Origin of the sequence: Meiothermus rufus DSM 22234 (assembly GCF_000423425.1) — a bacterium.
Classification (GTDB): Bacteria; Deinococcota; Deinococci; order Deinococcales; family Thermaceae; genus Meiothermus; species Meiothermus rufus.
Genome location: NZ_AUHY01000011.1, coordinates 25,552 through 46,899, shown reverse-complemented (window position 1 = coordinate 46,899; position 21,348 = coordinate 25,552). Strand labels below are relative to the sequence as shown.

At 64.4% G+C, this 21,348-nt stretch carries 21 protein-coding genes and 1 pseudogene; 4 read left to right on the top strand and 18 right to left on the bottom strand.

What is annotated here, in order from left to right:
* Positions 1 to 179: 179 nt before the first annotated feature.
* The gene (gene dnaG / locus G552_RS0103265; protein ID WP_027881724.1) at positions 180 to 1,952 is read left to right on the top strand and encodes a DNA primase; all 1,773 of its coding nucleotides are present in this window, start codon (positions 180 to 182) and stop codon (positions 1,950 to 1,952) included.
* Here dnaG and G552_RS0103260 read toward each other — a convergent pair.
* From G552_RS0103260 to G552_RS0103215, 11 genes and pseudogenes are all read right to left on the bottom strand, one after another.
* Positions 1,949 to 2,707 carry a 3-hydroxybutyrate dehydrogenase gene (locus G552_RS0103260; RefSeq protein ID WP_027881723.1) on the bottom strand — a complete coding sequence of 253 codons (759 nt, stop codon included), beginning with the start codon at positions 2,705 to 2,707 and terminating at the stop codon, positions 1,949 to 1,951. The two genes, dnaG and G552_RS0103260, sit on opposite strands and share 4 nt — an antisense overlap.
* Before the next feature lie 29 nt (positions 2,708 to 2,736).
* Complete coding sequence (locus G552_RS0103255) at positions 2,737 to 3,441, bottom strand: ABC transporter ATP-binding protein (RefSeq protein WP_027881722.1); 705 nt, start codon at positions 3,439 to 3,441, stop codon at positions 2,737 to 2,739.
* Positions 3,438 to 3,530 carry an ABC transporter ATP-binding protein C-terminal domain-containing protein gene (locus tag G552_RS17060; protein ID WP_425411430.1) on the bottom strand — a complete coding sequence of 31 codons (93 nt, stop codon included), beginning with the start codon at positions 3,528 to 3,530 and terminating at the stop codon, positions 3,438 to 3,440. The genes G552_RS0103255 and G552_RS17060 overlap by 4 nt, the downstream gene beginning before the upstream one ends.
* Before the next feature lie 144 nt (positions 3,531 to 3,674).
* Positions 3,675 to 4,091, bottom strand: a pseudogene (locus tag G552_RS17055) (ATP-binding cassette domain-containing protein); the annotation flags it as partial.
* Positions 4,092 to 4,146: 55 nt separating this feature from the next.
* The gene (locus tag G552_RS0103245; protein ID WP_027881720.1) at positions 4,147 to 5,058 is read right to left on the bottom strand and encodes a branched-chain amino acid ABC transporter permease; all 912 of its coding nucleotides are present in this window, start codon (positions 5,056 to 5,058) and stop codon (positions 4,147 to 4,149) included.
* Positions 5,055 to 5,912, bottom strand: a complete 858-nt coding sequence (locus G552_RS0103240) for a branched-chain amino acid ABC transporter permease (protein WP_027881719.1) — start codon at positions 5,910 to 5,912, stop codon at positions 5,055 to 5,057. The genes G552_RS0103245 and G552_RS0103240 overlap by 4 nt, the downstream gene beginning before the upstream one ends.
* Positions 5,912 to 7,069, bottom strand: a complete 1,158-nt coding sequence (locus G552_RS0103235; protein ID WP_027881718.1) for an ABC transporter substrate-binding protein — start codon at positions 7,067 to 7,069, stop codon at positions 5,912 to 5,914. The genes G552_RS0103240 and G552_RS0103235 overlap by 1 nt, the downstream gene beginning before the upstream one ends.
* The gene (locus G552_RS0103230; RefSeq protein WP_027881717.1) at positions 7,066 to 7,491 is read right to left on the bottom strand and encodes a MaoC family dehydratase; all 426 of its coding nucleotides are present in this window, start codon (positions 7,489 to 7,491) and stop codon (positions 7,066 to 7,068) included. The genes G552_RS0103235 and G552_RS0103230 overlap by 4 nt, the downstream gene beginning before the upstream one ends.
* Positions 7,488 to 8,288: an alpha/beta fold hydrolase gene (locus tag G552_RS0103225; RefSeq protein WP_027881716.1), complete on the bottom strand. Its 801-nt coding sequence runs from the start codon at positions 8,286 to 8,288 to the stop codon at positions 7,488 to 7,490. Before G552_RS0103225 ends, G552_RS0103230 begins: the two co-directional genes overlap by 4 nt.
* Positions 8,281 to 9,753 carry a class I adenylate-forming enzyme family protein gene (locus G552_RS0103220; protein ID WP_027881715.1) on the bottom strand — a complete coding sequence of 491 codons (1,473 nt, stop codon included), beginning with the start codon at positions 9,751 to 9,753 and terminating at the stop codon, positions 8,281 to 8,283. Before G552_RS0103220 ends, G552_RS0103225 begins: the two co-directional genes overlap by 8 nt.
* The gene (locus tag G552_RS0103215) at positions 9,744 to 10,751 is read right to left on the bottom strand and encodes a 3-oxoacyl-ACP synthase (RefSeq protein ID WP_027881714.1); all 1,008 of its coding nucleotides are present in this window, start codon (positions 10,749 to 10,751) and stop codon (positions 9,744 to 9,746) included. The genes G552_RS0103220 and G552_RS0103215 overlap by 10 nt, the downstream gene beginning before the upstream one ends.
* Positions 10,752 to 10,849: 98 nt before the next feature.
* Here G552_RS0103215 and G552_RS0103210 point away from each other — a divergent pair, with 98 nt between their 5' ends.
* A complete protein-coding gene (locus tag G552_RS0103210; protein WP_027881713.1) occupies positions 10,850 to 13,447 on the top strand; it encodes a MalT transcriptional regulator family protein in 2,598 nt (865 codons plus the stop codon).
* Between the two features lies 1 nt (position 13,448).
* On the opposite strand, the gene G552_RS0103205 is transcribed toward G552_RS0103210, so the two are convergent.
* The 3 genes from G552_RS0103205 to G552_RS0103195 all read right to left on the bottom strand — a co-directional run bounded on the left by G552_RS0103205 (position 13,449) and on the right by G552_RS0103195 (position 17,309).
* Entirely contained in the window at positions 13,449 to 14,531 is a 1,083-nt protein-coding gene (locus G552_RS0103205; protein WP_027881712.1) for an ABC transporter permease, read from the bottom strand.
* Between the two features lie 8 nt (positions 14,532 to 14,539).
* A complete protein-coding gene (locus G552_RS0103200; RefSeq protein WP_245575095.1) occupies positions 14,540 to 15,514 on the bottom strand; it encodes an ABC transporter permease in 975 nt (324 codons plus the stop codon).
* A 61-nt stretch (positions 15,515 to 15,575) separates the two neighbouring features.
* Positions 15,576 to 17,309, bottom strand: coding sequence for an ABC transporter substrate-binding protein (locus G552_RS0103195; RefSeq protein WP_027881710.1), 1,734 nt, complete (start codon positions 17,307 to 17,309; stop codon positions 15,576 to 15,578).
* 109 nt (positions 17,310 to 17,418) lie between these two features.
* On the opposite strand from G552_RS0103195, the gene G552_RS0103190 reads away from it, so the two are divergent.
* Complete coding sequence (locus G552_RS0103190; RefSeq protein ID WP_027881709.1) at positions 17,419 to 18,144, top strand: GntR family transcriptional regulator; 726 nt, start codon at positions 17,419 to 17,421, stop codon at positions 18,142 to 18,144.
* 24 nt (positions 18,145 to 18,168) lie between these two features.
* Positions 18,169 to 18,504 (top strand): hypothetical protein, encoded by a 336-nt coding sequence (locus G552_RS0103185; protein WP_027881708.1) that lies wholly within the window; start codon positions 18,169 to 18,171, stop codon positions 18,502 to 18,504.
* Here G552_RS0103185 and mutY read toward each other — a convergent pair.
* From mutY to G552_RS0103160, 4 genes are all read right to left on the bottom strand, one after another.
* Positions 18,455 to 19,462, bottom strand: a complete 1,008-nt coding sequence (gene mutY, locus G552_RS14660) for an A/G-specific adenine glycosylase (protein WP_036270190.1) — start codon at positions 19,460 to 19,462, stop codon at positions 18,455 to 18,457. The two genes, G552_RS0103185 and mutY, sit on opposite strands and share 50 nt — an antisense overlap.
* A gap of 146 nt (positions 19,463 to 19,608) precedes the next feature.
* The gene (locus G552_RS0103170) at positions 19,609 to 20,172 is read right to left on the bottom strand and encodes an ankyrin repeat domain-containing protein (RefSeq protein ID WP_027881707.1); all 564 of its coding nucleotides are present in this window, start codon (positions 20,170 to 20,172) and stop codon (positions 19,609 to 19,611) included.
* 38 nt (positions 20,173 to 20,210) lie between these two features.
* Complete coding sequence (locus tag G552_RS0103165; protein WP_027881706.1) at positions 20,211 to 21,122, bottom strand: metallophosphoesterase family protein; 912 nt, start codon at positions 21,120 to 21,122, stop codon at positions 20,211 to 20,213.
* A 2-nt stretch (positions 21,123 to 21,124) separates the two neighbouring features.
* Complete coding sequence (locus G552_RS0103160) at positions 21,125 to 21,334, bottom strand: hypothetical protein (protein WP_027881705.1); 210 nt, start codon at positions 21,332 to 21,334, stop codon at positions 21,125 to 21,127.
* Positions 21,335 to 21,348 lie beyond the last annotated feature (14 nt).

The window sequence follows — 21,348 nt, the reverse complement described above, 5'->3', positions numbered from 1 at the left end:
GAGTGCACAGGCGGCTGCCCCGGGACGACTATTTATCGAAGCGGATAGGGGGTGGTGTAGGGGTCGTGCTAGGAGAGTGGGAGGCTTTTCTACACCGCTTGGGTATAAACCGGGATGCGCATTGAACCAGCCGGAGGTGGGGGAACGTAAAATAGGGGTCTATTTTCTGGGGTATGCCTATGGATGCCCAGACGGCCCAAGCCATTGAGCTAATCCGCGCCCGGATGCCTCTAAAGGAGCTGGTGGGGCGGTATGTGGCGCTTAGGCCCAGCGGCAGGGGTACCTGGAAGGGTCTATGCCCCTTTCACCAAGAGAAAACCCCCTCCTTTCACGTCGACGAGGTCAGGGGGTTGTACTACTGCTTCGGTTGCAAGGCCGGGGGGGATCTCTTCACCTTTCTGGAGAAAATCGAGGGCCTGGAGTTCGACGAGGTGCTCCAGCGGCTGGCTCAGGAGACCGGAGTTGAACTGCCGCAGCAGCGGGGCCGGAGCTCAGCCCGCCGGGAGTTGCTGCAGGTGCTCGAGCTGGCCCAGGCCTACTTTCGGGCCAACCTGGGGGGGGAGGCCCTGGACTACCTACAGCAGCGTGGCCTGAGTTCCGCCTCTATCGAGCAGTTTGGTCTGGGTTACGCCCCAGAAAGCTGGGATGGCCTGCTCCAGTACCTGCACCGCCACGGGGTAAGCCCTCAGGAGGGGGTTCAGGCCGGGGTGTTGGTGGAGCGGGAGGGGCGCTTTTTCGACCGCTTCCGCCACCGTATTACCTTTCCCATTCAGGATCCGCTGGGCCGTACCGTAGCCTTTACCGCTCGAGCTTTGGGCGATCAGCAGCCTAAATACCTCAACTCCCCCGAGACGGCTTGGTTCAAGAAGAGCCTCCTGCTGTATGGCTATCCTCAGGCCCGCACTCAGATTCGCGCCAAGCAGCGGGCGGTGGTGGTGGAGGGGTTGTTCGATGTGATTGCCCTGCACCAGCTTGGCTTTGGCGAGGCGGTGGGGGTGCTGGGTTCCTCGCTGTCCTCGGAGCAGGCCCACCTGCTTAAGCGGGCCGAAGCAGCGGAGCTTTATTTGGCCTTTGACGCCGATGAGGCCGGGCGCAAGGCCACCCTGCAGAGTCTGAACCTAGAGGTTGTCCGCCGGTTCTTGGTATATGCGGTCTTGCTCGAGGAGGGGCGCGACCCCGGCGACCTTTTGTTGTTGCCCGATGGCCGGGAGCGCTTCGAGGCGGCTTTAGCTACGGCTTTGCCTGAAGTGGAGTACCGCTTCGAGAGGGCGGCCCAAGGACTAGACCTGAGCCGTCCGGAGCACAAGCAGCGCGTCCTCGAGGCCCTGCGCCCCCGATTGGTCTCCAGCGAACCTTTTGACCGGGTGGTGGAGGCGCTGAAGGCCAAGGTCATCGGTGCCCTGGCCATCCCGCCCCGGGCGCTGGAAGACTACCTAGCCAAAGACCGTGCCTCCCAGGGGAGAAAACACTCCGACCCCTCGGCCTATATTGGCCTGAGTCAGCCTGACCTCACCGAGAAACGGCTGTTGCGTGAGCTGGATGTGATCGCCCTGTTGTACGCGGTGCCCGAGGAGGAGTTTGTGCAGTGGGCGCTGTATGTAGAGGACCACACCTGGCCCCCCGAGGGTAGCTTGCTGGCTGAGTTTATGCAGCTGGCCCATAAGGCCCAGGGCAAAAGCCGCATCCTTAGGCAGTTTGAACAGCGGGGGGAGGGGGCTCGGCTTATCGACGCCCTGATGAAGAGCCCCAGCTTTGAGCGGGCCCAGCTCGAGGCCCACCTGAACGTGGCCATGGCCCGGGTGCGCGAGGTCTACTACGAGATGCGCCTGGATAAGCTCAAAACCCAGCTCAAGGCTACCGGCGACCTCGAGGAGATTCGCAGCCTGACCAAAGAGATTCAGGAGGTGCTCCAGGCCATCGAGGCCGAGCGACGGGTCTACCGGCGGGGTTAGCGTGCCGTCCAGCCTAGGTCGATGAGTTGGGCCGAGCCGGTGATCGCGCTGGCCTTGTCCGAGGCCAGGAAAAGGGCCAGCTCGGCCACCTCCTCTGGTTCGATCAGGCGTTTGATGGCTGCGGGGGCCAGCATGACCTTCTCGATAACCTCCTCCTCGCGGATGCCCAGGGTGCGGGCCTGATCGGCGATCTGGGCCTCCACAATGCCGGTCTTGACGTAGGCCGGGCAGATGGCGTTGCAGGTGATGCCGTACTCGGCGGCCTCGAGGGCCACGGTCTTGGTCAGCCCTAGAAGACCGTGCTTGGCCGAGATGTAGGCCGACTTGTAGGGGCTGGCCACCAGGCCGTGCAGCGAGGCGATGTTGAGGATGCGCCCCCAGTGGCGGGCTTTCATGCTGGGCAGGGTGTATTTGATGAGCTGGAAGGGGGCGGTGAGGAGCACCTGGAGCATCAGGTTCCAGGTTTCCTCGGGGAACTCTTCCACCGGGTGGATGCGCTGTAGGCCAGCGTTGTTGACCAGGATGTCTACAGGTCCCTGCTCGAGGGCCCACAGGGCCAAGGCCCGCACCTCCTCCTGACGGGAAAGGTCGGCCTGCAAAAAAACCCCACCTAAAGCCTGGGCCACTTCAGCGCCGCTTTCGGCCCGGTCGTTGAGGAGAAGGCGGGCCCCTTCCCGGGCAAACACCGTTGCGATGGCCTTGCCGATGCCGCTGGCCGCACCCGTGATGAGGGCTGTCTTGCCTTGTAGTAGCATGGCTTTATTATCCGCTAAACCCCACGAGTTCACAGGGCCAGGTAGGCTTTCTGTACCGCTTGGTTTTGGATCAGCTCCTTGGCCTGGCCTTGCAGTACCACCCGGCCATGTTCCACCACGTAGCCCCGGTCGGCCACCTCGAGGCTCAGGGCCACGTTTTGCTCGACCAGCAGCACCCCCACCCCTTCAGCCCGTACCTGGGCTAAGGTGGCGAGCACTTCCTCGGCCAGGCGGGGGGAGAGGCCCAGGCTGGGCTCATCCACCATTAGGATGCGGGGCCGGCCCATCAGAGCCCGGCCAATGGCCAGCATCTGCTGCTCACCTCCAGAAAGGGTACCCGCCAGTTGTCGGCGGCGTTCGGCCAGGCGGGGGAAGAGCCGGTAGACCCGCTCTAGTCCTTCAGCCCGGCTCTCCCAGGCTAAGAAGGCGGCACCCAATAACAGGTTTTCCTCTACGCTCATCAAGGGAAAAAGCTGGCGTCCTTCGGGTACATGCCCCAGCCCCAGGCGGGCCCGCCGGGCGGCGGAAAGGCCCAGCAGGCTCTGCCCATCTAGGGCAACCTGGCCCCCCCAGGGCTTGATCAGGCCGGAAAGAACCCGCAAAGCGGTGGTCTTGCCCGCGCCGTTGGCCCCCAGAAGAGCCACCAGCTCGCCTTCAGCTACCTCGAGGGTGAGGCCAAACAACACCTGGGCTTTGCCATATCCTGCGGTGAGTTGGTCAACCGTAAGCTTCACGCGCTCCTCCCCAGATAGGCCTGGCGCACCTTGGGGTGGGCGGCCACCTCCGCGTAGGAGCCTTGGGCGATTACCTGGCCGTAGTCCATCACCACCACCCGGTCGGCTAAGGCCCGCACCACCGGCATCAGGTGTTCGATGAACAGCACCGTTACCCCGCTGGTTCGGATGCGCTGAACCAGTGCCACCGCCTCCAGGGCCTCGGCGGGGCGCAGGCCAGCCATCACCTCGTCTAAAAGCAGCAGCTTGGGCTGGGTAGCCAGAGCCCGGGCCAGCTCCAGGCGTTTGTCCTCCAGGAGGGTCAGTTCGCCCGCCTCGGTTTCGGCCTTGGGGGCCAGGCCGGTGAGCTCGAGCACCTGTTCCACCACCCGATGGGCGGTTTGCACAGGGGTGCCCGGCTTGCCATAAAGGGCCCCTACCAGCAGGTTTTCCCGCACGGTCATCTCGGGAAAGGGCTGCACGATTTGGAAGGCCCGCCCCAACCCTTTCCAGGTGCGTACCTCCGGGGGGGCGTAGGTGAGGTCTTGCCCCAGGAAGGTAATCTCTCCGGCATCGGGGCGGATCAGACCAGAAAGCAGGTTCAACAAGGTGCTTTTGCCCGCCCCGTTGGGGCCAATCACGGCCAGGATTTCCCCCGGTTCTACCTCGAGGTCGATCCCACTGGCGGCCACCACCCCGCCAAAGCGCTTGGACAACCCCCTCACCCTAAGCATGGCGCCCCCCCTTGCGGCGGGCCAGCAGCCCCATGAGCCCTTTGGGCAGGAACAGGATGGTTAGAATCAGAATCAGCCCATACACCACCAGATACCCCTCGCCGATGCGCAGGCGCAGCCAGGTCTCGAGGCTCACTACGATCAGGCCGCCCAGCAGTGGCCCGGCGGTGGTGTAAAGCCCGCCAAAGATGGGAATCACCAAAGCCTCTACTGCCCGGCCCAGACCAAAGGCGTCGTAGGGGGTGAGAAACAGGGTCTTCATGGCGTATACCCCGCCGGCCAGCCCGGCCAGGAAGGCCGAGATCATGAAAGCAAGCAGTTTGACCCGCACCACCGAGACCCCCAGCACCCGGGCCACCGCCTCGCCCTGGCGGGTGGCGGCCATGGCGTAGTGCAGCCGGCTACGGCCCAGGAGCAGGCTCACCATGGCGCAAATAGCTAGCACGGCCACCGCCAGATAGTAGCCTCCCAAGGGGTAGGCCCCAGCGAAGGCCGGCTGTACCGGTAGGCCAATCGAGCCACCGGTGAACTGGGCTTTGAGCACCAGGGTGCGTATGACCTCGCTGAAGGCCAGGGTGGCAATGGCAAAGTACATCCCCTGTAACCGTAGGGTGGAAAGTCCCAGCAAAAGGCTAAATAATGCCGCAACCGCTCCCCCCAGCAGGAGGGCGGGAAGGGTGCCCAGGCCTGGGGCCAAAAGGGCTGCGCTGTAGGCTCCTAGGCCAAAAAAAGCCCCATGGGCTAGGGAAAGCTGGCCAGTGCGGGCCAGCAGGTCCCAGGCCAGGGCCAGCCCGCTGATCAGGAAGGCGAACTGGGCGGTGTCTAGTACAAAGGCCCGCCACTCTCCTAGCGGCAGCCCTGGCAGCAGCAAGGCCAGCAACAGTACTCCCCCTACCAGTATCATCGGGTTCTCCAGCTACGCCAGGTCAGGGCCAGGAAGATGACTAGGAAAAAAACCGCTTCGACCCAGCCTCCACCCCCGGGCACGTAGGTGCTGACCAAGGCTTCGGCCAAGGCCAGAACAATGGCCGCAGGGATCACCCCCCGCAGGTTGCCCAGGCCAGCCATTACGATGATGGCAAAGGCTTTGAGGGTGTAGGCGAAGCCCACTGTAGGGCTGGTATAGAGCATTACCGAGAGCATCACCCCGGCCATTCCGGCCAATGCTGCCGAAAGACCGAAGGCCAAGAGGTATATCCGCTGAGTCTCAATGCCTAGAAGCCCGGGGGCCAGGCGGTTCTGGGCCACTGCCCGCACGGCGAAGCCCAGCCGGGTGCGGCCTAAGAAGGCGTACAACCCTACCAGCAGGCCCACCGAGAGCACGAAGGCGGCGAAGGGGGGCAGACCAAAGGAAACCCCCCCCAGGGCTAAGGTAGCGCCCTGGTAGGGGGTAAAGAGTACCCGGGTATCGGCTCCGAAGAGAAGCAGGGCGAGGTTTTGCAGTGCCACCGAGAGGCCAAAAGTTAGGAGCATCTGGTTGAGTTCGGGGGCGGCCAGCACCGGGCGGATGAGGCCATAGTAGGTAAGGGCCCCCACCACGAACAACACCACAGCAGCCAGGCCCAGCGAGAGGATTGGGTCGATGCCAGCCCCTACGAAAAGCAGATAGGAAACAAAGGCCCCAATCATGGAAAACTCACCGTGGGCGAAGTTGACGATGCCCACTACACCGACGGCCAGGGCCAGGCCGCTGGCCACCAGGGCGTAGAGGCCGGCGGCCAGGATGCCGTTGATTAGGGTTTGCAGCAGTAGTTCCATCAGTAGTTGCCGGGGTAGCGCAGTGGGCGGGCTGCGCGGTTAGCGGGGAAGACCGGGCGTCGGCTGCCCTCGAGGTACTGGAACTGCAACCAGATGCTCTGGTTGAAGCCCTGGAAGCGGGTTCTACCGGTGTCCGAAGGTTTGAAGGAGAGAGGGCCGAAGGGGGTGTCCATCTGCACCTTGGCCAGTTCGGTAGCGATCCGGTCTTTGTCGGCTGAGCTGGCTGCTTCCACGGCCCGGCCCAGGCTGAGGGCGATTACATAGCCCATGGGGGCCATGTACTCGTCGGTGACCTCACCAAACTTGCGGCGATAGAGGTTGACGAAGCGGCGGCTTTCGTTGTTGGCTACCGAAGGTAGCCAGGCGGTCATGCCCGCCACGTCGTTGGAGAGTCGGTTTTTCTCGAAGCCTACCGGCCAAGCCGGGGGGGCTCCATAGATGAGCTTGGGCTCGAGGCCCACCTGCCGGGTCTGGGCTGCGATGGGCAGGGCGTCCACGTCGTAGCCAATCCAGTACAGGATGTCGGGGCGGAAGGCCTTGAAACGAGTCAGGATAGCGGTAAAGTTGCCCGAGCCGGTCTTGAAGGGTTCGGCTTGTACGGTGTAGCCCTGGTTTTGTAGTTGAGCGCGGTAGGTTTGGATGCCGGCTGAGCCAAAGGGGCCATCTTCGTAGAGGATGGCCACCCGCCGGGCCCCGTTTTCGTAGAGGTATTTGAAGAACTCCAGGGCAGCGGCCACGTTGTGGTAGTCCCAAGGGTGATAGTGGAAGAAACGGCCATAATCGCTAAAGGCCTGCTCTACTACACTGCTGGCGGCTCCTATGCATAAAAACAGCGGCTGGTACTGCTTGACCGGCCCTGAAAGGGCAAAGGTTACCCCCGAGGCCAGCCCCCCGATGACGATGTCTACCCGATCCACCGTCATCAGCTTGGTCAGCGCGGGAACCGCGGTGGCCGGGGTGTTGCCATCGTCCACCACCACCAGTTCGATCTTCACCTTGCCGCCGGCGTTGACCTGTTCCACGCCGAGTTGCACCCCGTTTAGGGCAGCTTTCCCTGCAACCGTGCTGATGGGCAGCAACACCCCCACCCGCACCGTGGTCTGGGCCAGAGCTAGTCCGGCTAGAAGCAGTACCCACAGAACCAAGACTTTCTTCATCTCTTACCTCCTTCGCCCTCGAGGGCTTCTTCGTAAAGCACCGTAGCCTCCCCCACGATGACCTCCTGTCCGTGCTGGTTGGTGCAGACCGTCTGCAAGGTTAGGATGGGCTTGTCCTCGCGGATGGCGGTTACGGTTACGGTGGCGGTGATGGTGTCGCCCAGATAGGTCGGGCGCACGAAGCGCAGGTTCTGGCCCAGGTAGACCGCCCCTACCCCCGGTAGCTTGGTGCCAATGGCGGTGGAGATCAGACCGGCTACCAGGATGCCCTGGGCAATACGAGCTTTGAAGCGGGTTTTCTGGGCGTACTGGACATCGGTGTGCAGGGGGTTGGTATCCCCCACTGCCCCGATGAACAAAGCCACCTGGGCTTCGCCGATGGTCTGGGTATAGCTGGCGCTGTCGCCGACTTTGAACCTCATACAGCCTCCATAAACGAGCGGATTTCCGCCGCGAGCAAAGCCGGGTTTTCCAGCGGGGCCACATGGCCCACCTGGGGCAGCACCCGGAAATGGGCGTTGGGCATAGCCTGGGCAATCTCCTGACCATAGCGGGGAGGGAAGAGCAGATCCTCCTCGCCGCTGAGCACCAGGGTGGGGGTGTGGATCTGAGCCAGCCGGGGTCGCAGATCCTCCAGAGCGAGGAAGCCTTCCAGTAGGTTGTGTTGGGCCTCGAGGCCTGGGGCGCTGGCCAGCATCTGGGCCAGGGCCTCCTGGCTGGTGAGCTCGGGGTGGGCTTCCAGGTAGGCCCGGCCCCAGACCCAGGGCAAGGCCACCTGCAGACGCCCCAGGGTTCCCCCCTCCTCGAGGGCCCAGCGCCAGCTTTCCACCTTGGCCCGCAGCAGGGGGTCGAGCCGGGGGGTGGTGCAGAGCAGGATCAGCCGCTGTAACCCTGAAGGCTGTCGGGTGGCATACACCTGGGCTACCACCCCACCGTTGGAAAGACCCAGCAGGGTGTAGTCCTCTAGCCCCAAGGCTTGCAGTAAAGCGGCCAGGTCGTCGGCGTGGACCTCGGGGGTGTAGGGCTTGGGGGGTACCTGGCTTTGGCCCTGCCCCCGCATGTCGTAGCGCAGCACACGGAAGCCCTCCAGGTAGGGCAGCAGCCCATCCCAGGCCTCGGTGCGTTGGAAGATGCCGTTGGCCAGCACCAGCAGGGGGGCTTCTTGGGGCCCATCCAGCCGGTAGAAAAGCTCGAGGTCTCCCAGCGCAACCTTAGGCATGCCCCCTCCGGAAGTGTTCGGCCAGTTGGTTTTTTAGGATTTTGCCGGGGCCGCTTTTGGGCAGGGCCTCGAGGAAGAGAAAGTGCTTGGGCACCTTATAGCCGGCCAGCCGGGTCCGCAGGAAGGCCTTTAGCTCCTCCGCAGAGGCCGGGCTTTTGAGCACCACCGCGGCCAGCCCCACCTCTCCCCAGCGGGCGTCGGGCACACCCAGCACCGCGCACTCCAGCACCGCGGGGTGTTCGTACAGGGCCCGCTCAACCTCGAGGGGGTAGACGTTTTCCCCCCCCGAGATGAACATCTCCTTGGCCCGGCCCACGATGTAGTAGCGCCCGGCGGCGTCGCGCCGGGCCAGATCGCCGGTGCGCAGCCAGCGCCGACCCTCTTGCTCCACCAGGGCTTTGGCGGTTTCCTCGGGCCGCTGATAGTAACCCGACATTAGGGTAGGCCCGGCCAGCCAAAGCTCGCCCTCCTCGGCAGCCTCGAGGCCATCGGGGCCTACCAGGCGGGCCCACAGGTGGGGCATGGGCCGACCCACCGATTCGGGAAAATGCTCGGCCTCGAGCACATCCAGGGTAAAGCAGTTGACCCCGCACTCGGTGAGGCCGTAGCCCTGTTTGAAGCGCACCCCTTTGGCCCGGAAAGCCTCCCGCACTGGGGCCGGACAGGGGGCCCCACCCGAGATGGCCCAACGCACACCGCGCAGGTCGGCCTGGGCGAAATCGGGGTGCTGGGCCAGCATCTGGTACATGGTGGGCACCAGGAAAAGCAGGCTCACCCCCTGGTGTTGCACCCAGTGCAGGTACTCGGCGGGGTCGAACTTTTCCTGGATGATTACGCTGCCTCCCAGGTAGAGCAGCGGGGTGGCTAGGGCATTGAGGGCAGCATGGAACATGGGGGTGGCCACGATGTAGCGGTCTTCGGGGCGAAGGCCCCAGCTCATGCAGGTCTGGAAGGCGTTGGTGAGGAGCTGGCGGTAGGGAATCTGGGCGGCTTTGGGTAGGCCAGTGGTGCCGCCGGTGAAGAGCAGTAGGGCGGTGTCCTCGAGGTCGGGCTGGTAGGGTGGCAGAGGGCCCGGGGGTAGGCTTTGCAGCGCCTCCAGCGGGTAGGTGACGGGGTGCAGGGCTTGGGCGGTTTGGGCCAGCTCCTGGCTGAAAAACAGCACCGTGGGCTGGGTGTAGGCCACCAGGCCAGCCAGCTCGGTCTGGCTCAGGCGGTGATTAAACAAGGTAGGGATGAAGCCCAGCAGGGGGGCGGCAAAGTAGAGCTCGAGGTAGCCCAGATGATTGGTGCTCAGCACCCCCACCCGCTGGCCTTGGCCCACCCCGAGCCCGGCCAGGGCTTCTGCGGCTCGGCGGGCCCGCTGGTACAGCTCGCCGTAGCTCAGCCAGTGCCCGCGCCAATACACGGCCGGGCGGGTAGGGTGGTAATCCGCCAGGCGGGCTAGCCAGTTGGCGTTCAGTTCCATCTCCCCTCCCAGCGCAGGACGGCAGCCCCCCAGTGGTAGCCCACTCCCGCGGCGGCTAGGGCCAGCAGGCTGCCAGGGCCAATCCGGCCAGCCTGGCGGGCCAACCACACCGAGAGGATGGGGTCGAGCTGGCCCAGGTGGCCGTACTGGCTCAGGTAGATCGAGCGTTCTTCCGCCAGACCCAGCCCCTCCAGCACCGCCTTGTGGGCTGAGGGCTTCATGTGCAACAGGGCCAGGTAGTCGAGGTCGGCAGCAGTGTAGCCGGCCCGGGCCAGGGCCCCTTGGATGACTTCCAGAAATCCCGGCAGCGAGACCCGCTCGAGGCGGGCCTTCATCTGCTCCGGCTCGGCCACTCGTAGCCGGTAGGCCCCTAGGTTGTGGGGGTTCAGGGGCTCTACTGTGCCCCCTACCGGCACCCGCACCGCGGTGGCCAGGCTGGCATCGGTCTTGAGCTGGCTGGACAGCAGCCGCAGCCCGGGGCCTTCCCGGCTCAGCACCGCCGCCCCGCCCCCTGCGGCCAGGTCGTACATGAAGCGCACCGCTGGGTCGGTGTAGTCGATGAGGTCGCCGTTGCGGTAGCCGCCGGCCACCAGGATATGCCGTAGCTCAGGCTGGCTGGCCAGGAGCCCTTCAGCCACCGCCAGCGCGCTTATAAAACTGGCACACTTCTGGTTCAGGTCGAAGGCCCAGGCCCGGCTGGCCCCCACCTGTTGGGCGATGAAGGGGGCGCTGCTCCAGACCGGATAGTCTTTGTGCTCATCGGTGATGCTGATGACCACATCCACCGCCTGGGCCTCGAGGCCCGCCTCGGCCAGGGCCTGCTGGGCTGCCCAGGCGCCCATCTGGGCTGGATGATCCTGGGGGCCGGGGATGGGTTTTTGCTCGATGCCCAGCTTTTCCCGCACGACCCACTCCGGCAGCCCGCTGGCTGCTGCAATTTCCCCGCTGGTCATGCGCGCAGTAGGTAGGTAGACCCCTAGGCCACGAAGGTATGTCATGTCAAACCCCAGAACTCGATTGGGGGTCAGTCTACCGGTGGGTTGTTACAACCTTGTTACACTGCGCGGGTCTCGGTTGAGTGGGTAAACTAAAACCGATGCCCTACCGGGTACCCAAAAGCCGCCTGCTGCCTCCTCGTACCGCGCGGGAGGTGGAGCGGGAGCGGCTTTGGGTCCTGCTGGAGTGCAGTTTTGCCAAAAGCCCGGTGTTGGTGTTGGCGGCAGGGGCTGGCTACGGCAAGTCCACCCTGCTCTCGAGCCGGCCGGCGCTCTGGATTACCCTGGGAGAGGACTGTTCCGACCCGGTAGTACTGGGTTGGCACCTGCTCGAGGTCTACCGGCAGGGGCTGGGCCTGGGGTTGGCCCGGATGGAAGAAGCCTTGGAACGGGGGGCTTGGGCAGCGGCGGGAGAGGCTTTGCTGGAAAGCCTGGGTGCGCTGCCGCCCCATCGCCTGGTGCTGGACGAAGCCCAGCGGGCCGACAGCCGGGCAGTGGTGGCTTTACTGCGAACCCTGATCCAGGTGCCCAACCTGCAGTTGGCCATTCTGAGCCGCCGGGCCGCCCCCTGGGAGGTGCTGGGGCGGGTGCTGGCCGAGGCTGAGCTGGCCTTTGATCCGGCTGAGGCCTTGCAGCTGGCCCGGGCCATTGCCCCCGAGCTGCCGGCGTTTGAGGTGGAGCAGGCGCACAGCCTGGTACGGGGCTGGCCTTTGGGTTTGCGCTTGCTTCTGCGAGCTATGCGGCGGGGAGCCAAGCCAGAGGAGGCCTTTTACGCCTACCCAGACCCCAAGGGGTTGCTGGCCTATCTGCTGCCGGCTTTGCCAGAAGCCCTCCAGCAGTGTGCGGTTCAGGCCAGCGTGCTGGGGGAGGTGGGGCCAGAGGAGGAGGCTTGGGCCTTGCTCCAACCCTACGCTGCTGATCTGCTGCTGGAGCAGGTGGGGGAGCGCCTGCGCTTTCATCCTTTGGTGCGCCAGGCTCTTCTGACCCAGATGCACCCCGACGAGGCCCGTCGGCTGCTTTCCGCGGCGGCAGACCGGGCGTTGGCCCAGGGCGAGGAGGTGCGGGCCGCGGGCTATTTGCTCGAGGCGGGCCGTTTGGGGCATGCTGCCGACCTGGTATTGCAGCGGGGGGAGGCCTGGTTGGCCCAGGGGCTTACCTACAGCGTGCTGGCCTTGCTCGAGCGTCTGCCCCAGGCTTTGCGCCAGGCTCGTCCAGCCCTGCACTACTTACACGGGGAAAGCCTGCGCCAGGCCGGTCGCTACGCCGAGGCCGAGCAGGCCTACCGCCAGGCCCTGGATGAGGGGGTGGATCGGGCTTTGCTGGGCCTGGCCCGCTTGCACCTGGATACGGTGGAGCCGGCCAAGGCCCAAGGGTATTTGCTGGCGGCTCGAGCCCGCTATCCCGAGGAGGTGGCCCCTTTGTGGGCCGAGAACCTGCTCAACGCAGGTCGGGTGCAGGAAGCCCAGGCACTGGGCCTCACCGGCCCCCGGGTGCTGCTACGCAGCGGCCAGCCGGAAAAAGCCCTGGAACTCTTGCGCCGCCAAGGGGGGGATAGCGGCCCTAGGGTGCCCCAGAACCACCGCGAGGGCACCCTGCTCTGCGCGCTCTTAGAGGCGGTGGCGGGCGAGGCCTCGGTGGCCGAGGCGGCGGCCCAGCGGGGGCGGCGGGAAGGTGAGACCCTAGGCAGCCCCTTTGTGGTGGCCTTAGCCGAGGCCCGGTTGGGCCACGCCCTATTGGCCCAGAACCGTTGGGCCGAGGCTGGCCAGGCCTACCGGCGGGCGCTTTGGCTTTCCGAGGGGGGGCCCTCGAGGCTACGGGTAGAGCCCCTGGGGGGGCTGGCCGCCTTGGGTGAGGCTGGGGCCTTTGAAGAGATGGTGCGCCAAGCCCGTGAGGCGGGGGATGCCTGGGTGGAGGCCTTTATGACCTTGGTAGCGGCCCAGGCCCACTTGCGCCGGGGCCAGCCCTTCGCCCTACCGGCCCTGGTGGGCCTCGACGACCCCTTCCTGCGGGCTTTGGCCGAGACCTACCCTTGGGGGGCCGACCCCCAGAGGCTCCTGTTGCGCTACCCCTTTCTGGCCCGGCCCACCCTTTTTGCGCCCCCCCTTCACCGCAGCCGCCGTTTGCTTTGGGAGATGGGCCGGCTCGAGCTGCCCTACCACCCAGGGGCCTGGGTGGAGGTGCGGGCTTATGGGGGGCTGCGGGTCTGGGTCAACCACCAGGAGGTGCGCTTCAAGCGGGAAAAAACCCGTCTATTGCTGGGGCTACTGCTGGTGCGTCAGCGCTGGAGTAAGGAGGCTTTGCTCGAGCAGATGGGGGTCTCGGATGGCGAGTTCCGCGTGCTCTGGTCGGAGCTGCTCAACACCCTTGAACCGGGCCGGCCTCCCCGGGCCCCAGCTTACTTCCTGGAGGCTTACCGGCTGGTACCCCGCCCGGAGCTATGGGTGGATTTGTGGGAGGAAAGCCTTGGCGAGACCCCCCCTCTGACCGACCTCGACCACCCCGAGCTCGAGCGCTTCCAGGTAACCTGGCTGCAAAGGCGGCTCGAGGCCTGCCGGGCCAGCCCCCACCCTGCCGACTGGCTAACTGGGCTGCGGCTCGAGCCGCTCGATGCCGAACTGCTCTCCCGGCTGGAAAAGACCCCCCTGGCCGCTGAGGCCCGGCGTATCCACCAGGCTGCCCTAGAAGAATTGGAGGTCTGACTCAGTCCCTCGAGCGCACGTCGGCAGCATCGCGTAAGGCGTCGCCGAAGAAGTTGTAGGCCAGTACCGAAACAAAAATCAGCAGGCCTGGGGTTAGGAGCCAGGGGTACAGACTCAGCGATTGAAAGTTCTGCGCATCCTTAAGCAAAAGCCCCCAGCTGGCCATGGGCTCCTTGATGCCTAGCCCCAGGAAGGAGAGGGCCGACTCCCCGATGATGTAACCCGGTAGGGCTAGGGTGGCGGTCACAATCAGGTAACTGCTCAGGTTGGGCACGAGGTGGCGAAGAATAATACGCAGGTTAGAGGCTCCCTGGGCTACGGCTGCGGTGACGTATTCCATCTCGCGCAAAGCCAGCACCTGGCCCCGCACCACCCGGGCCAACCCAGCCCAGCCGATAAAGGATAGTACGGCAATAATCCCCAGGTAGACATAGGTGCTAGGCCAACTGGTCGGAATAACGGTGGAGAGGGCCATCAGAATGGGCAACCGGGGAATCGAAAGCAGCACCTCAGTAGTGCGCTGGATGAGGGTATCCACCCAGCCGCCGTAGTACCCCGAGATGCCCCCCAGCAGAATGCCAAGGGCAAAAGAGATCAACACCCCAATCACTCCCACCGTAAGCGAGACCTGCGAGCCTACCAAAATGCGCGAGAAAAGGCATCGGCCAAACTGGTCGGTGCCTAGGGGGAAGAAGTAGCCCTCGGCCTGGGCTACCCCAAAAAGGTGCCAGTTGGTCTTGAGGCCCAAAAAGCGGTAGGGTTCCCCCTGGGCGATAAAAAAGCGAATGGGGGTGGGCTGGTTGCGGTCTTCTTTGTAGCTGCTGATAAACGTAATGGGGTCGCGTTCCCGCCGGAGCTGGTAGACGTAAGGGCGCACCAGGCGACCCTCCCGCCAGAAGTAGACCCGCTGGGGTGGCTGGTAGCTGGCGCTGGGGTGCTGCACGGTCATGTTGTTGGGGGCTATGAAACCGGCGAAAAGGGCCATTAAGTAGAGCAAAGCCAGCACTAGGCCACTAAACACGCCTGGTTTGGAGCGCAAAAAGCGCCGCCAAGCCAGGTAGAGGGGATGATTGCGCCTATCCACGGGGCCTCCTACTCGTAGCGGATGCGGGGGTCTACCCAGGCGAGCAGGATATCGGCCAGCAGATTCCCCACCATTAAAAGCAGTGCCGAAAGCATCAGCAGGGCCATCACCACGTATTGGTCTTTGTTGAGAAGGGCGTCGTAAAGGAAAGGGCCGATGGTAGGCAGGCTCAGGACGATGGAGGCAATGATGGTGGAGGAGATCAGGGTAGGCAGCTGAAGCCCGGCCAGGCTGATTAGGGGGTTAATGGCGTTGCGCACAGCGTGTTTCCAGAGCACTACGCGCTCGGCCAGCCCTTTGGCCCGTGCGGTGCGGATGTAGTCCTGGCTGAGCGCGTCCAGCAGGTTGGCCCGCATCTGGCGCATGATGTTGGCGGTGCCGTCCAGCCCAATGACCACCAGGGGAATCCACAGGTGAGCCAGCAGATCTTTGAACTTGGCCCAGCTCCAAGGGGCATCGATGTATTGCGGACTGAACAGGCCCCCTACGTTGGTACCGCCGCTGGCCAGCACCAGGTAGATGAGCAGCAAAGCCAACAGGAAGTCGGGAGTGGCTAGCCCGAAGTAACCCACGAAGTTCAGCGCGGTTGAAGTAGGGCTGTAGCGGTTTAGTGCGGTGTAGATACCCAAGGGGATGGCGATCAACCAGGTGACCCAAAGGGTCAGAGCGGCCAAGAAGACCGTCCAGCCCAGGCGCTCCCAGATGAGTTCGGAGACGGGGCGGCCATTGAGAAAGGAAAAGCCAAAGTCGCCCTGCAGGATGCCCCTCAGCCAGTGTAGGTACTGCACCCAGGCCGGCTGATCCAGTAAGTACTGCCGACGGATATGTTCCACCGTTTCGCGGCTTACCCGGGGGTCTTCCAGCATGTTTTCCAGGAACCCTCCGGGTTGAAGCTGGATGACGGTAAAGACCAGAAGGGAGATTAAAAGCAGGGTGGGCAGGGCTACCAGCGCCCGGCGCAGAATGAACACACCTATGCCCATCTTGACCTACACAAGAAAAGCTCTGCGGAGGGCCGCAGCCCACCCTGATGCAGGAGGGGTATTACCGCTGGAACAAAAGCACCAGCGGGTTGTAGCCGGGGATTACCCCTAGGCTGTAGATGTAGTTGCCGTAGCGGTTGGAGACAGCGCCCACCGCATACTCCTTGGCGATCATGATGACCTGGGCCTCACGGGCGGCAATGGCCTGCCAGCGGTCATAGAGGGCCTTGCGTTGGGTAAAGTTGGTGGTGCTGGCAGCACGCTCCCAAAGGTCGTAGATTTCCCGTTCCCAGGGCAGGAAGTTGTTGAACTGGGGTGGGCCCCCAGGGGTAGTAGGCTGGGTGGCCTGGTGCCAGTAGTACAGCGCCCCGCCCGGTTTCCAGATAGGGGTGCGCAGCTCGGGGTCGGGTTGGTCGCCCAGGGCTAGCAAAATGGCCTCCCAGTCGCTTCCCCGGCCTGTGGCCAGCAGGTTGGCGGCTAGGATGCCCTGCAGGTTGACCTTAACCCCCACGCGCTGGAAGTCGTTTTGCAGGATGGTGGCGATAGCGCTAAAGACCGCCGAGTTGGAGCCGTAGGTTAGGGTGAACTCGAGGGGGCGTCCACTGGGCAGCCGCCGGATGCCGTCTGGCCCCCGGGCTAGGCCCAGCCGGTCCAAAGCGGCGTTGGCTGCGTTCAAGTCATAGCGGCCTTGCAGCCGGACTACCTCGGGATAGAACCACTCCGAAATGGGGGCCACCCCGTAGCTGGCTCGCTCAGCCAGGCCGTTGTAGACGTCCTCGATGATACGCTCGCGGTTGACCGCAAACTGCAAAGCCCGCCGGAACTCGCTGTTGCTAAAAAGCCGGGCTAGCTCGGGGTTCTTGGCGTTGTAGTTGAAGCCGATATGAGGAGGCGAGCCGAACAGGGCCCTAAACTGCACTACCCGGAAAGGGCCCCCCTGGGTTTCCCGCCGCTTGAGGTCGGGGAACTCGGCCCCCGTGATATTAATCTGCCCTAGGTTGCCCGCCAGGAATTGGGCCACCCGGGCCTGGGAGTCGGGGATGATTAGGTACTGTACCTGGTCGAGGTAGGGCAGGGGGTTCCCCGCGGCGTCGCGCTTCCAGTAGTTGGGGTTTTTCACCAAGGTGACCTGCTGGCCGGGGGTGTAGCTGCGCAGGCGGAAGGGCCCGGTGCCCACCACTTCCTCAGGGTTGACGTTGGTGGGCCAGGCGGTGTTGATCTCGGCTCGAGGTTTCCCTCCTTCCTGGCTGAAGGGCAGCAGCTTGTGCTTGGGCATGATGGGCAGGCGCATGTAGTGGATAAAGGCCGGGGCTGGCTTGGGCAGGGTAAAGCGCACCCGGAAGTCGCCCAGCTTTTCGACCCTTACCCCCTCGAAGTTGGCGGCATCGCCTCCGCGGGCCTCAGGGTTAGCCACAATTTGGGTGTAGGTGAAGACCACATCGTCGGCGGTGAAGGGCCGCCCATCGTGCCAGCGCACGTTGCGACGCAGCTCGAAGGTGTAGATGCGGTTTTCGCTAATGCTCCAGCGGGTAGCCAGAGCGGGTTCGATCTGGTAGTTGGCCAGGTTGTACTCGATCAGGCCGTCGAACATCTGGTTGGCTAGGTTTTGTATAGCCGCGTCGATCGCCCCGTAGTAGAAAAACGTCTGGGGCGCACTGGCCAAGGCTAGGGTAAGGCTCCCTCCAGCCTTGCCCGTACTCACCCCGAGGTTGGTGTAGGCGGGTAGGGTTTTGGGTTGGGCCCAGGCCAACCCAGCCACCAGTAAACAGATTGCAAACCAAAGCTGCCTATTCATCTCCTCCTCCTGCAGAAACCCCTTGACCTACATGCGGCCTCTTTGGGGAGTATACGGTAGGCTATAATGGTATGCAAGTGGTATAATAGCTTAAAATATGCCCACGCCTATGCAGACCAAGTTAGATGCGCGTTCAGCTACCCCTTTGTATTTGCAGCTCGAGGCCCTTTTGCGCGAGGCCCTGGCCGCCCAGACCTGGAAGGCGGGCGAAGCCTTGCCGCCCGAACGGGCTTTGGCCGAACAGTTTGGGGTCTCCCGCCTGACCCTGCGCAAGGCTCTGGAGCGCCTCGAGGCCCAGGGGCTGGTGCGGCGCCGCCAGGGTTCGGGTACCTATGTGGCCCCCCGCTTGGAGCAGCCCCTTTCCCTTCTGACCGGTTTCAGTGAGGATATGCGTGCAAGGGGCCTCGAGCCTGGCACCCGCTGGCTCAAGCGAGGGCTTTTTACGGCTACCCCGGAGGAGGTACTGGCCTTATCCCTCTCCCCTGGGGAGAAGGTGGCCCGGCTTGAACGGGTGCGCAGTGCCCAGGGTGAACCGGTGGCGGTGGAACGGGCTGCCCTACCCGCCCATCGGTTGCCCCAGCCCGAGCAAGTACAGGATTCGCTGTATGCCTACCTAGAGGCGCGTGGCCTGCGCCCAGCCCGGGCTCTACAGCGGCTCCGTGCGGTGGCCGCCAGCCGCCAGGAGGCTGAGCTGTTAGGCCTCCGCAGCGGCGAGCCCTTGCTTTACATTGAGCGGCTCAGCTACCTGGCCGATGGGAGTGTACTCGAGTTCACCCGCAGCCACTACCGGGGCGACCGCTACGATTTTGTGGCGGAGCTATTGGGCAAGCAGTGAGCCCCTTGGGGTATCTTAGGCGCTATGAGCGAGGTCAATCCGGTGTGGGAAAAACTCGTGCGCTACGCCAACGATCTGGTCGAGGTTCGCTCGATGCGCCGCTCGGAAGACGAGATGGCCTATCATCTTTACCTTTTCCCCAAAGGGGAGCTCAAGCGAAGCGTGCGCGTTTTCGATCAGAGCCAAAGCGGGTTGGATCGGCTGTGGGGCGGCAAGCGGGTTTTTGCCTACGACGAGTTTGAGGGATTGCGCTTGGCCATAACCCAGGTTTTCCGGCTGGGCCGGTTGCGCATGGTGGTGCTTACCGCTTTTAGGAAGGAGGCCAAGGTGGTCTGGCCGCCCCGGCGGCTGGGGCGGTAGCCAGGGCCAGGATTTTGCGATCTAGCCTGGATAAAGGGCGTTCGGCTGGATTTTCCCGACCCTCCCCCCAGGCCCGATAGACCCGCACCCAAAGCCTACGGTGGGTGAGGTCGTGGCGCAGGGTGCCCAAAAGCTCGGCTTTTTGCAGGCCAAAGCGGGCCAGCAGCCGGGCCAGGCCACCGGGTTCCTCTTCCAGGGGAACCCCCCACAGCCCCCCTAGCCACCGGCCTTGGCGGGGTTCCAGGTGGAAACCCAAGGGGCCTTGCAGTACCAGCGCTACAACCTCGAGGCTTCGTTGTGGGCGTGGCCTGGCCGCTGGGTAGCGTTCGGGTTGGCCTTGCCCCCGGCAGAAGGTGACCAGGGGACAGCCCGGGCAGTTGGGTTTTCTCGGGGTACAGACCGTGGCCCCCAGTTCCATCAGGGCCTGGTTCCAGATTCCAGGATGAACCTGGCCTTTTAGCGCATCCAGAAGGGCTTGGGCCTGGGCCTGCACCTGCTTTGGCCTGGGGTGTTCCCAGGCTTGCAGGCGGGCCAGCACCCGTCGCACGTTGCCGTCTACGGCGGCTATAGCCTGGCCAAAGGCAATGGAGGCCACCGCTGCGGCGGTATAGGGGCCCACCCCGGGTAGGGCTTGCAGCCCGCTGGCGGTGTGGGGCAGGGGTTGGCCACGGGCGACCACTTGGCGGGCCAGTTGGTGCAGGTGGCGGGCCCGGGCGTAGTAGCCGCAGCCCTGCCAGACCTCGAGCACCTCCTCTAAGCTAGCCTGGGCCAGGGCCTCTAGGGTGGGAAAGCGCTCTAGAAAGCGCTGGTAGTAGGGGATGGCCTGGGCTACCCGGGTTTGCTGCAACAGTACTTCGGCCAGCAACACCCGGTAGGGGTCGGCAGCCTCCCGCCAGGGTAGCCGGCGCTGGTGTTGGGTGTACCAGGCCAGAAGGGCCTCTTGCAGAGTGGGGGCCATATTAAAAAAGCTGCCAGTGTATCACCATCAAGCGGCGCTTCTGCATCACTGGAATCCTAGCGTACTGCGATTGGACAGCGAAGCTAGAATGGGTGACGCTCGAGGGCGGCGGGGCCTCGAGCAGAAAAGCGGGTAGGTTTTCCATATCAGCTGTAGCGCTGCAGCAGCTCCGCAACAGCCTTATGGCCACCCTCGAGGGCCAAGGCTAAGGCGGTTTTGCCCTGGGGGTTGGTCCAGCTCAGGTCGGGCTGGGCCTCGGCCAGTAGCCAGCGTACCACCTCCAGGTAGCCCCGCTGGGCCGCCAGGCCCAACGCTAAGCCGCTGCCCTCGCGCGCGCCGTATTCGTAGACCAGGGCCACTAGGGCCTCCCGGCCAGACAGGGCGGCATGGGGTAACAGCGGGATGCCATGGGCCCCTCTGGCCTGGGCCTGCCGGGGGTCGGCCTGGAGCATGGCCCGCAGGCTTTGCTCCAGACCCAACATGGCCGCTGTAGGGCTGGATAGGGGGGCACCTCGGGCCAGCAGGTAGAGGGCGATGGCCCGCTGACCGGTATGGGCCGCAGCCTGGATGGCGCTTTCTTGGTCGCCGGGCCGCCACTCGTAGGCCAGATGGAGCAGCGCGGGGGTTTCCTCGAGCAAGGCCCGCACCTGTTCCAAGTCGCCGTGGGCTGCCATCACAAAAGCACGGAGGCGCTCGGTGGAGGGGCCCATGCCTGTAGGTTACCGCAGGCCCCGCTAGTGAGGAAAGCTCAGGCAAAGCGTTCGGGGTGGGTGGCCTGGTACAACCGCCAGGCCTCCCAGTCGCGGGGGCGGCCCTGGGCCTCGGCCCAGAACCAAAAGGGCATTAGAAGCGAGCGGGCGGTGCGGGTCTCGTGGTAGAAGATCTCCGCTCCCAGGCCCCCTTCCTCCATCAAGCCTGTGTCGTAGTAGGCCTGGAGGGCGGCTTGCAGGTCGTAGGGTACCTGGCGAAACTCTACCTGTAGGCGGTTTGGCTCTATTTCCACCACCGCATACTGGGCCCGTACATCCCCGTTGAAGGGAGCCCCTACCGCTCCGCTGTTGAGCACCAGGGCCTGCTCGAGCTGGTGGAGGAAGGGCCGGTGGGTGTGTGCGCCCACCAGCAGACGGGCAGGGAAGCTCTGGCTAATCTCGTCCAGGGTGCCTAACTGGTGCTCGTCGTAGCCTTCGCGGTAGTGCCGGGGGGAACCGTGGGTGGCCCGCAGCAGCATCCGTTCCCCCATCCCCTGGGCCTTATCCAGCCCGAAGGCCTGCTGCGAGAGCTCAGCAATGGCCACTTGGAAGGGCAGGCGACCCAGCCAGTCCAGGTGGGCCTGGGGGAGCTGGGCCACCGACCAGGCGGTGGGCGCGAACAACGGATCGTGGTAAAGCTCGGCCAGCATGGGGTCGCGCTGGGCCCACTTAACCAGCAGGTCGTCGTGGTTGCCTAGAGTAAACCAAAACCCTCCAGGGGCCAAGGCCTGGCCTTCCTTGGAGCTGGCCAGCTCCAGTAGCCGTTCCAGCACCTCGCGGTTGGAGGGTCCGCGGTTGACTATATCCCCGTTGACGATGACCAGGCCAGTCTTCACCTGGCGCAAGTCGGCCAGCACGGCCTCGAGGGCCGGAAGGTTGGCGTGGATGTCCGCTAGGATGGCGATGCGCATAGCTAGCCAAAGGGGGTGTGCCGCAGGGAGAAGAGGCCAGTAGCCAGGGCAACGAGGAAAAGCAGGGTCGCTATCCCCAACGCCTGGAGGAACAGCCAGAAGAACGAGCGTAGCCCCCAAAGGGGCGAGGTTTTGGGGGTGTGGCGCAGCAGCAGGAAGCCAGCCAGGCCAACCAGCCACAGTAGGGCTAGAACTAAAAGTGCCCTGCCCACAGCCTCAGTATAGG

Excerpts from the sequence above, each read along its gene's own strand:
- mutY (WP_036270190.1), bottom strand. The coding sequence starts at position 19,462 with ATGGCCCCCACTCTGCAAGAGGCCCTTCTGGCCTGGTACACCCAACAC.
- G552_RS0103220 (WP_027881715.1), bottom strand. The coding sequence starts at position 9,753 with ATGGAACTGAACGCCAACTGGCTAGCCCGCCTGGCGGATTACCACCCT.
- G552_RS0103225 (WP_027881716.1), bottom strand. The coding sequence starts at position 8,288 with ATGCCTAAGGTTGCGCTGGGAGACCTCGAGCTTTTCTACCGGCTGGAT.
- G552_RS0103165 (WP_027881706.1), bottom strand. The coding sequence starts at position 21,122 with ATGCGCATCGCCATCCTAGCGGACATCCACGCCAACCTTCCGGCCCTC.
- G552_RS0103185 (WP_027881708.1), top strand. The coding sequence starts at position 18,169 with ATGAGCGAGGTCAATCCGGTGTGGGAAAAACTCGTGCGCTACGCCAAC.
- G552_RS0103210 (WP_027881713.1), top strand. The coding sequence starts at position 10,850 with ATGCCCTACCGGGTACCCAAAAGCCGCCTGCTGCCTCCTCGTACCGCG.
- G552_RS0103215 (WP_027881714.1), bottom strand. The coding sequence starts at position 10,751 with ATGACATACCTTCGTGGCCTAGGGGTCTACCTACCTACTGCGCGCATG.
- G552_RS17060 (WP_425411430.1), bottom strand. The coding sequence starts at position 3,530 with ATGGACTACGGCCAGGTAATCGCCCAAGGCTCCTACGCGGAGGTGGCC.
- G552_RS0103190 (WP_027881709.1), top strand. The coding sequence starts at position 17,419 with ATGCAGACCAAGTTAGATGCGCGTTCAGCTACCCCTTTGTATTTGCAG.
- G552_RS0103260 (WP_027881723.1), bottom strand. The coding sequence starts at position 2,707 with ATGCTACTACAAGGCAAGACAGCCCTCATCACGGGTGCGGCCAGCGGC.
- G552_RS0103235 (WP_027881718.1), bottom strand. The coding sequence starts at position 7,069 with ATGAAGAAAGTCTTGGTTCTGTGGGTACTGCTTCTAGCCGGACTAGCT.
- G552_RS0103170 (WP_027881707.1), bottom strand. The coding sequence starts at position 20,172 with ATGGGCCCCTCCACCGAGCGCCTCCGTGCTTTTGTGATGGCAGCCCAC.
- G552_RS0103200 (WP_245575095.1), bottom strand. The coding sequence starts at position 15,514 with ATGGGCATAGGTGTGTTCATTCTGCGCCGGGCGCTGGTAGCCCTGCCC.
- G552_RS0103195 (WP_027881710.1), bottom strand. The coding sequence starts at position 17,309 with ATGAATAGGCAGCTTTGGTTTGCAATCTGTTTACTGGTGGCTGGGTTG.
- G552_RS0103245 (WP_027881720.1), bottom strand. The coding sequence starts at position 5,058 with ATGATACTGGTAGGGGGAGTACTGTTGCTGGCCTTGCTGCTGCCAGGG.
- dnaG (WP_027881724.1), top strand. The coding sequence starts at position 180 with ATGGATGCCCAGACGGCCCAAGCCATTGAGCTAATCCGCGCCCGGATG.
- G552_RS0103240 (WP_027881719.1), bottom strand. The coding sequence starts at position 5,912 with ATGGAACTACTGCTGCAAACCCTAATCAACGGCATCCTGGCCGCCGGC.
- G552_RS0103230 (WP_027881717.1), bottom strand. The coding sequence starts at position 7,491 with ATGAGGTTCAAAGTCGGCGACAGCGCCAGCTATACCCAGACCATCGGC.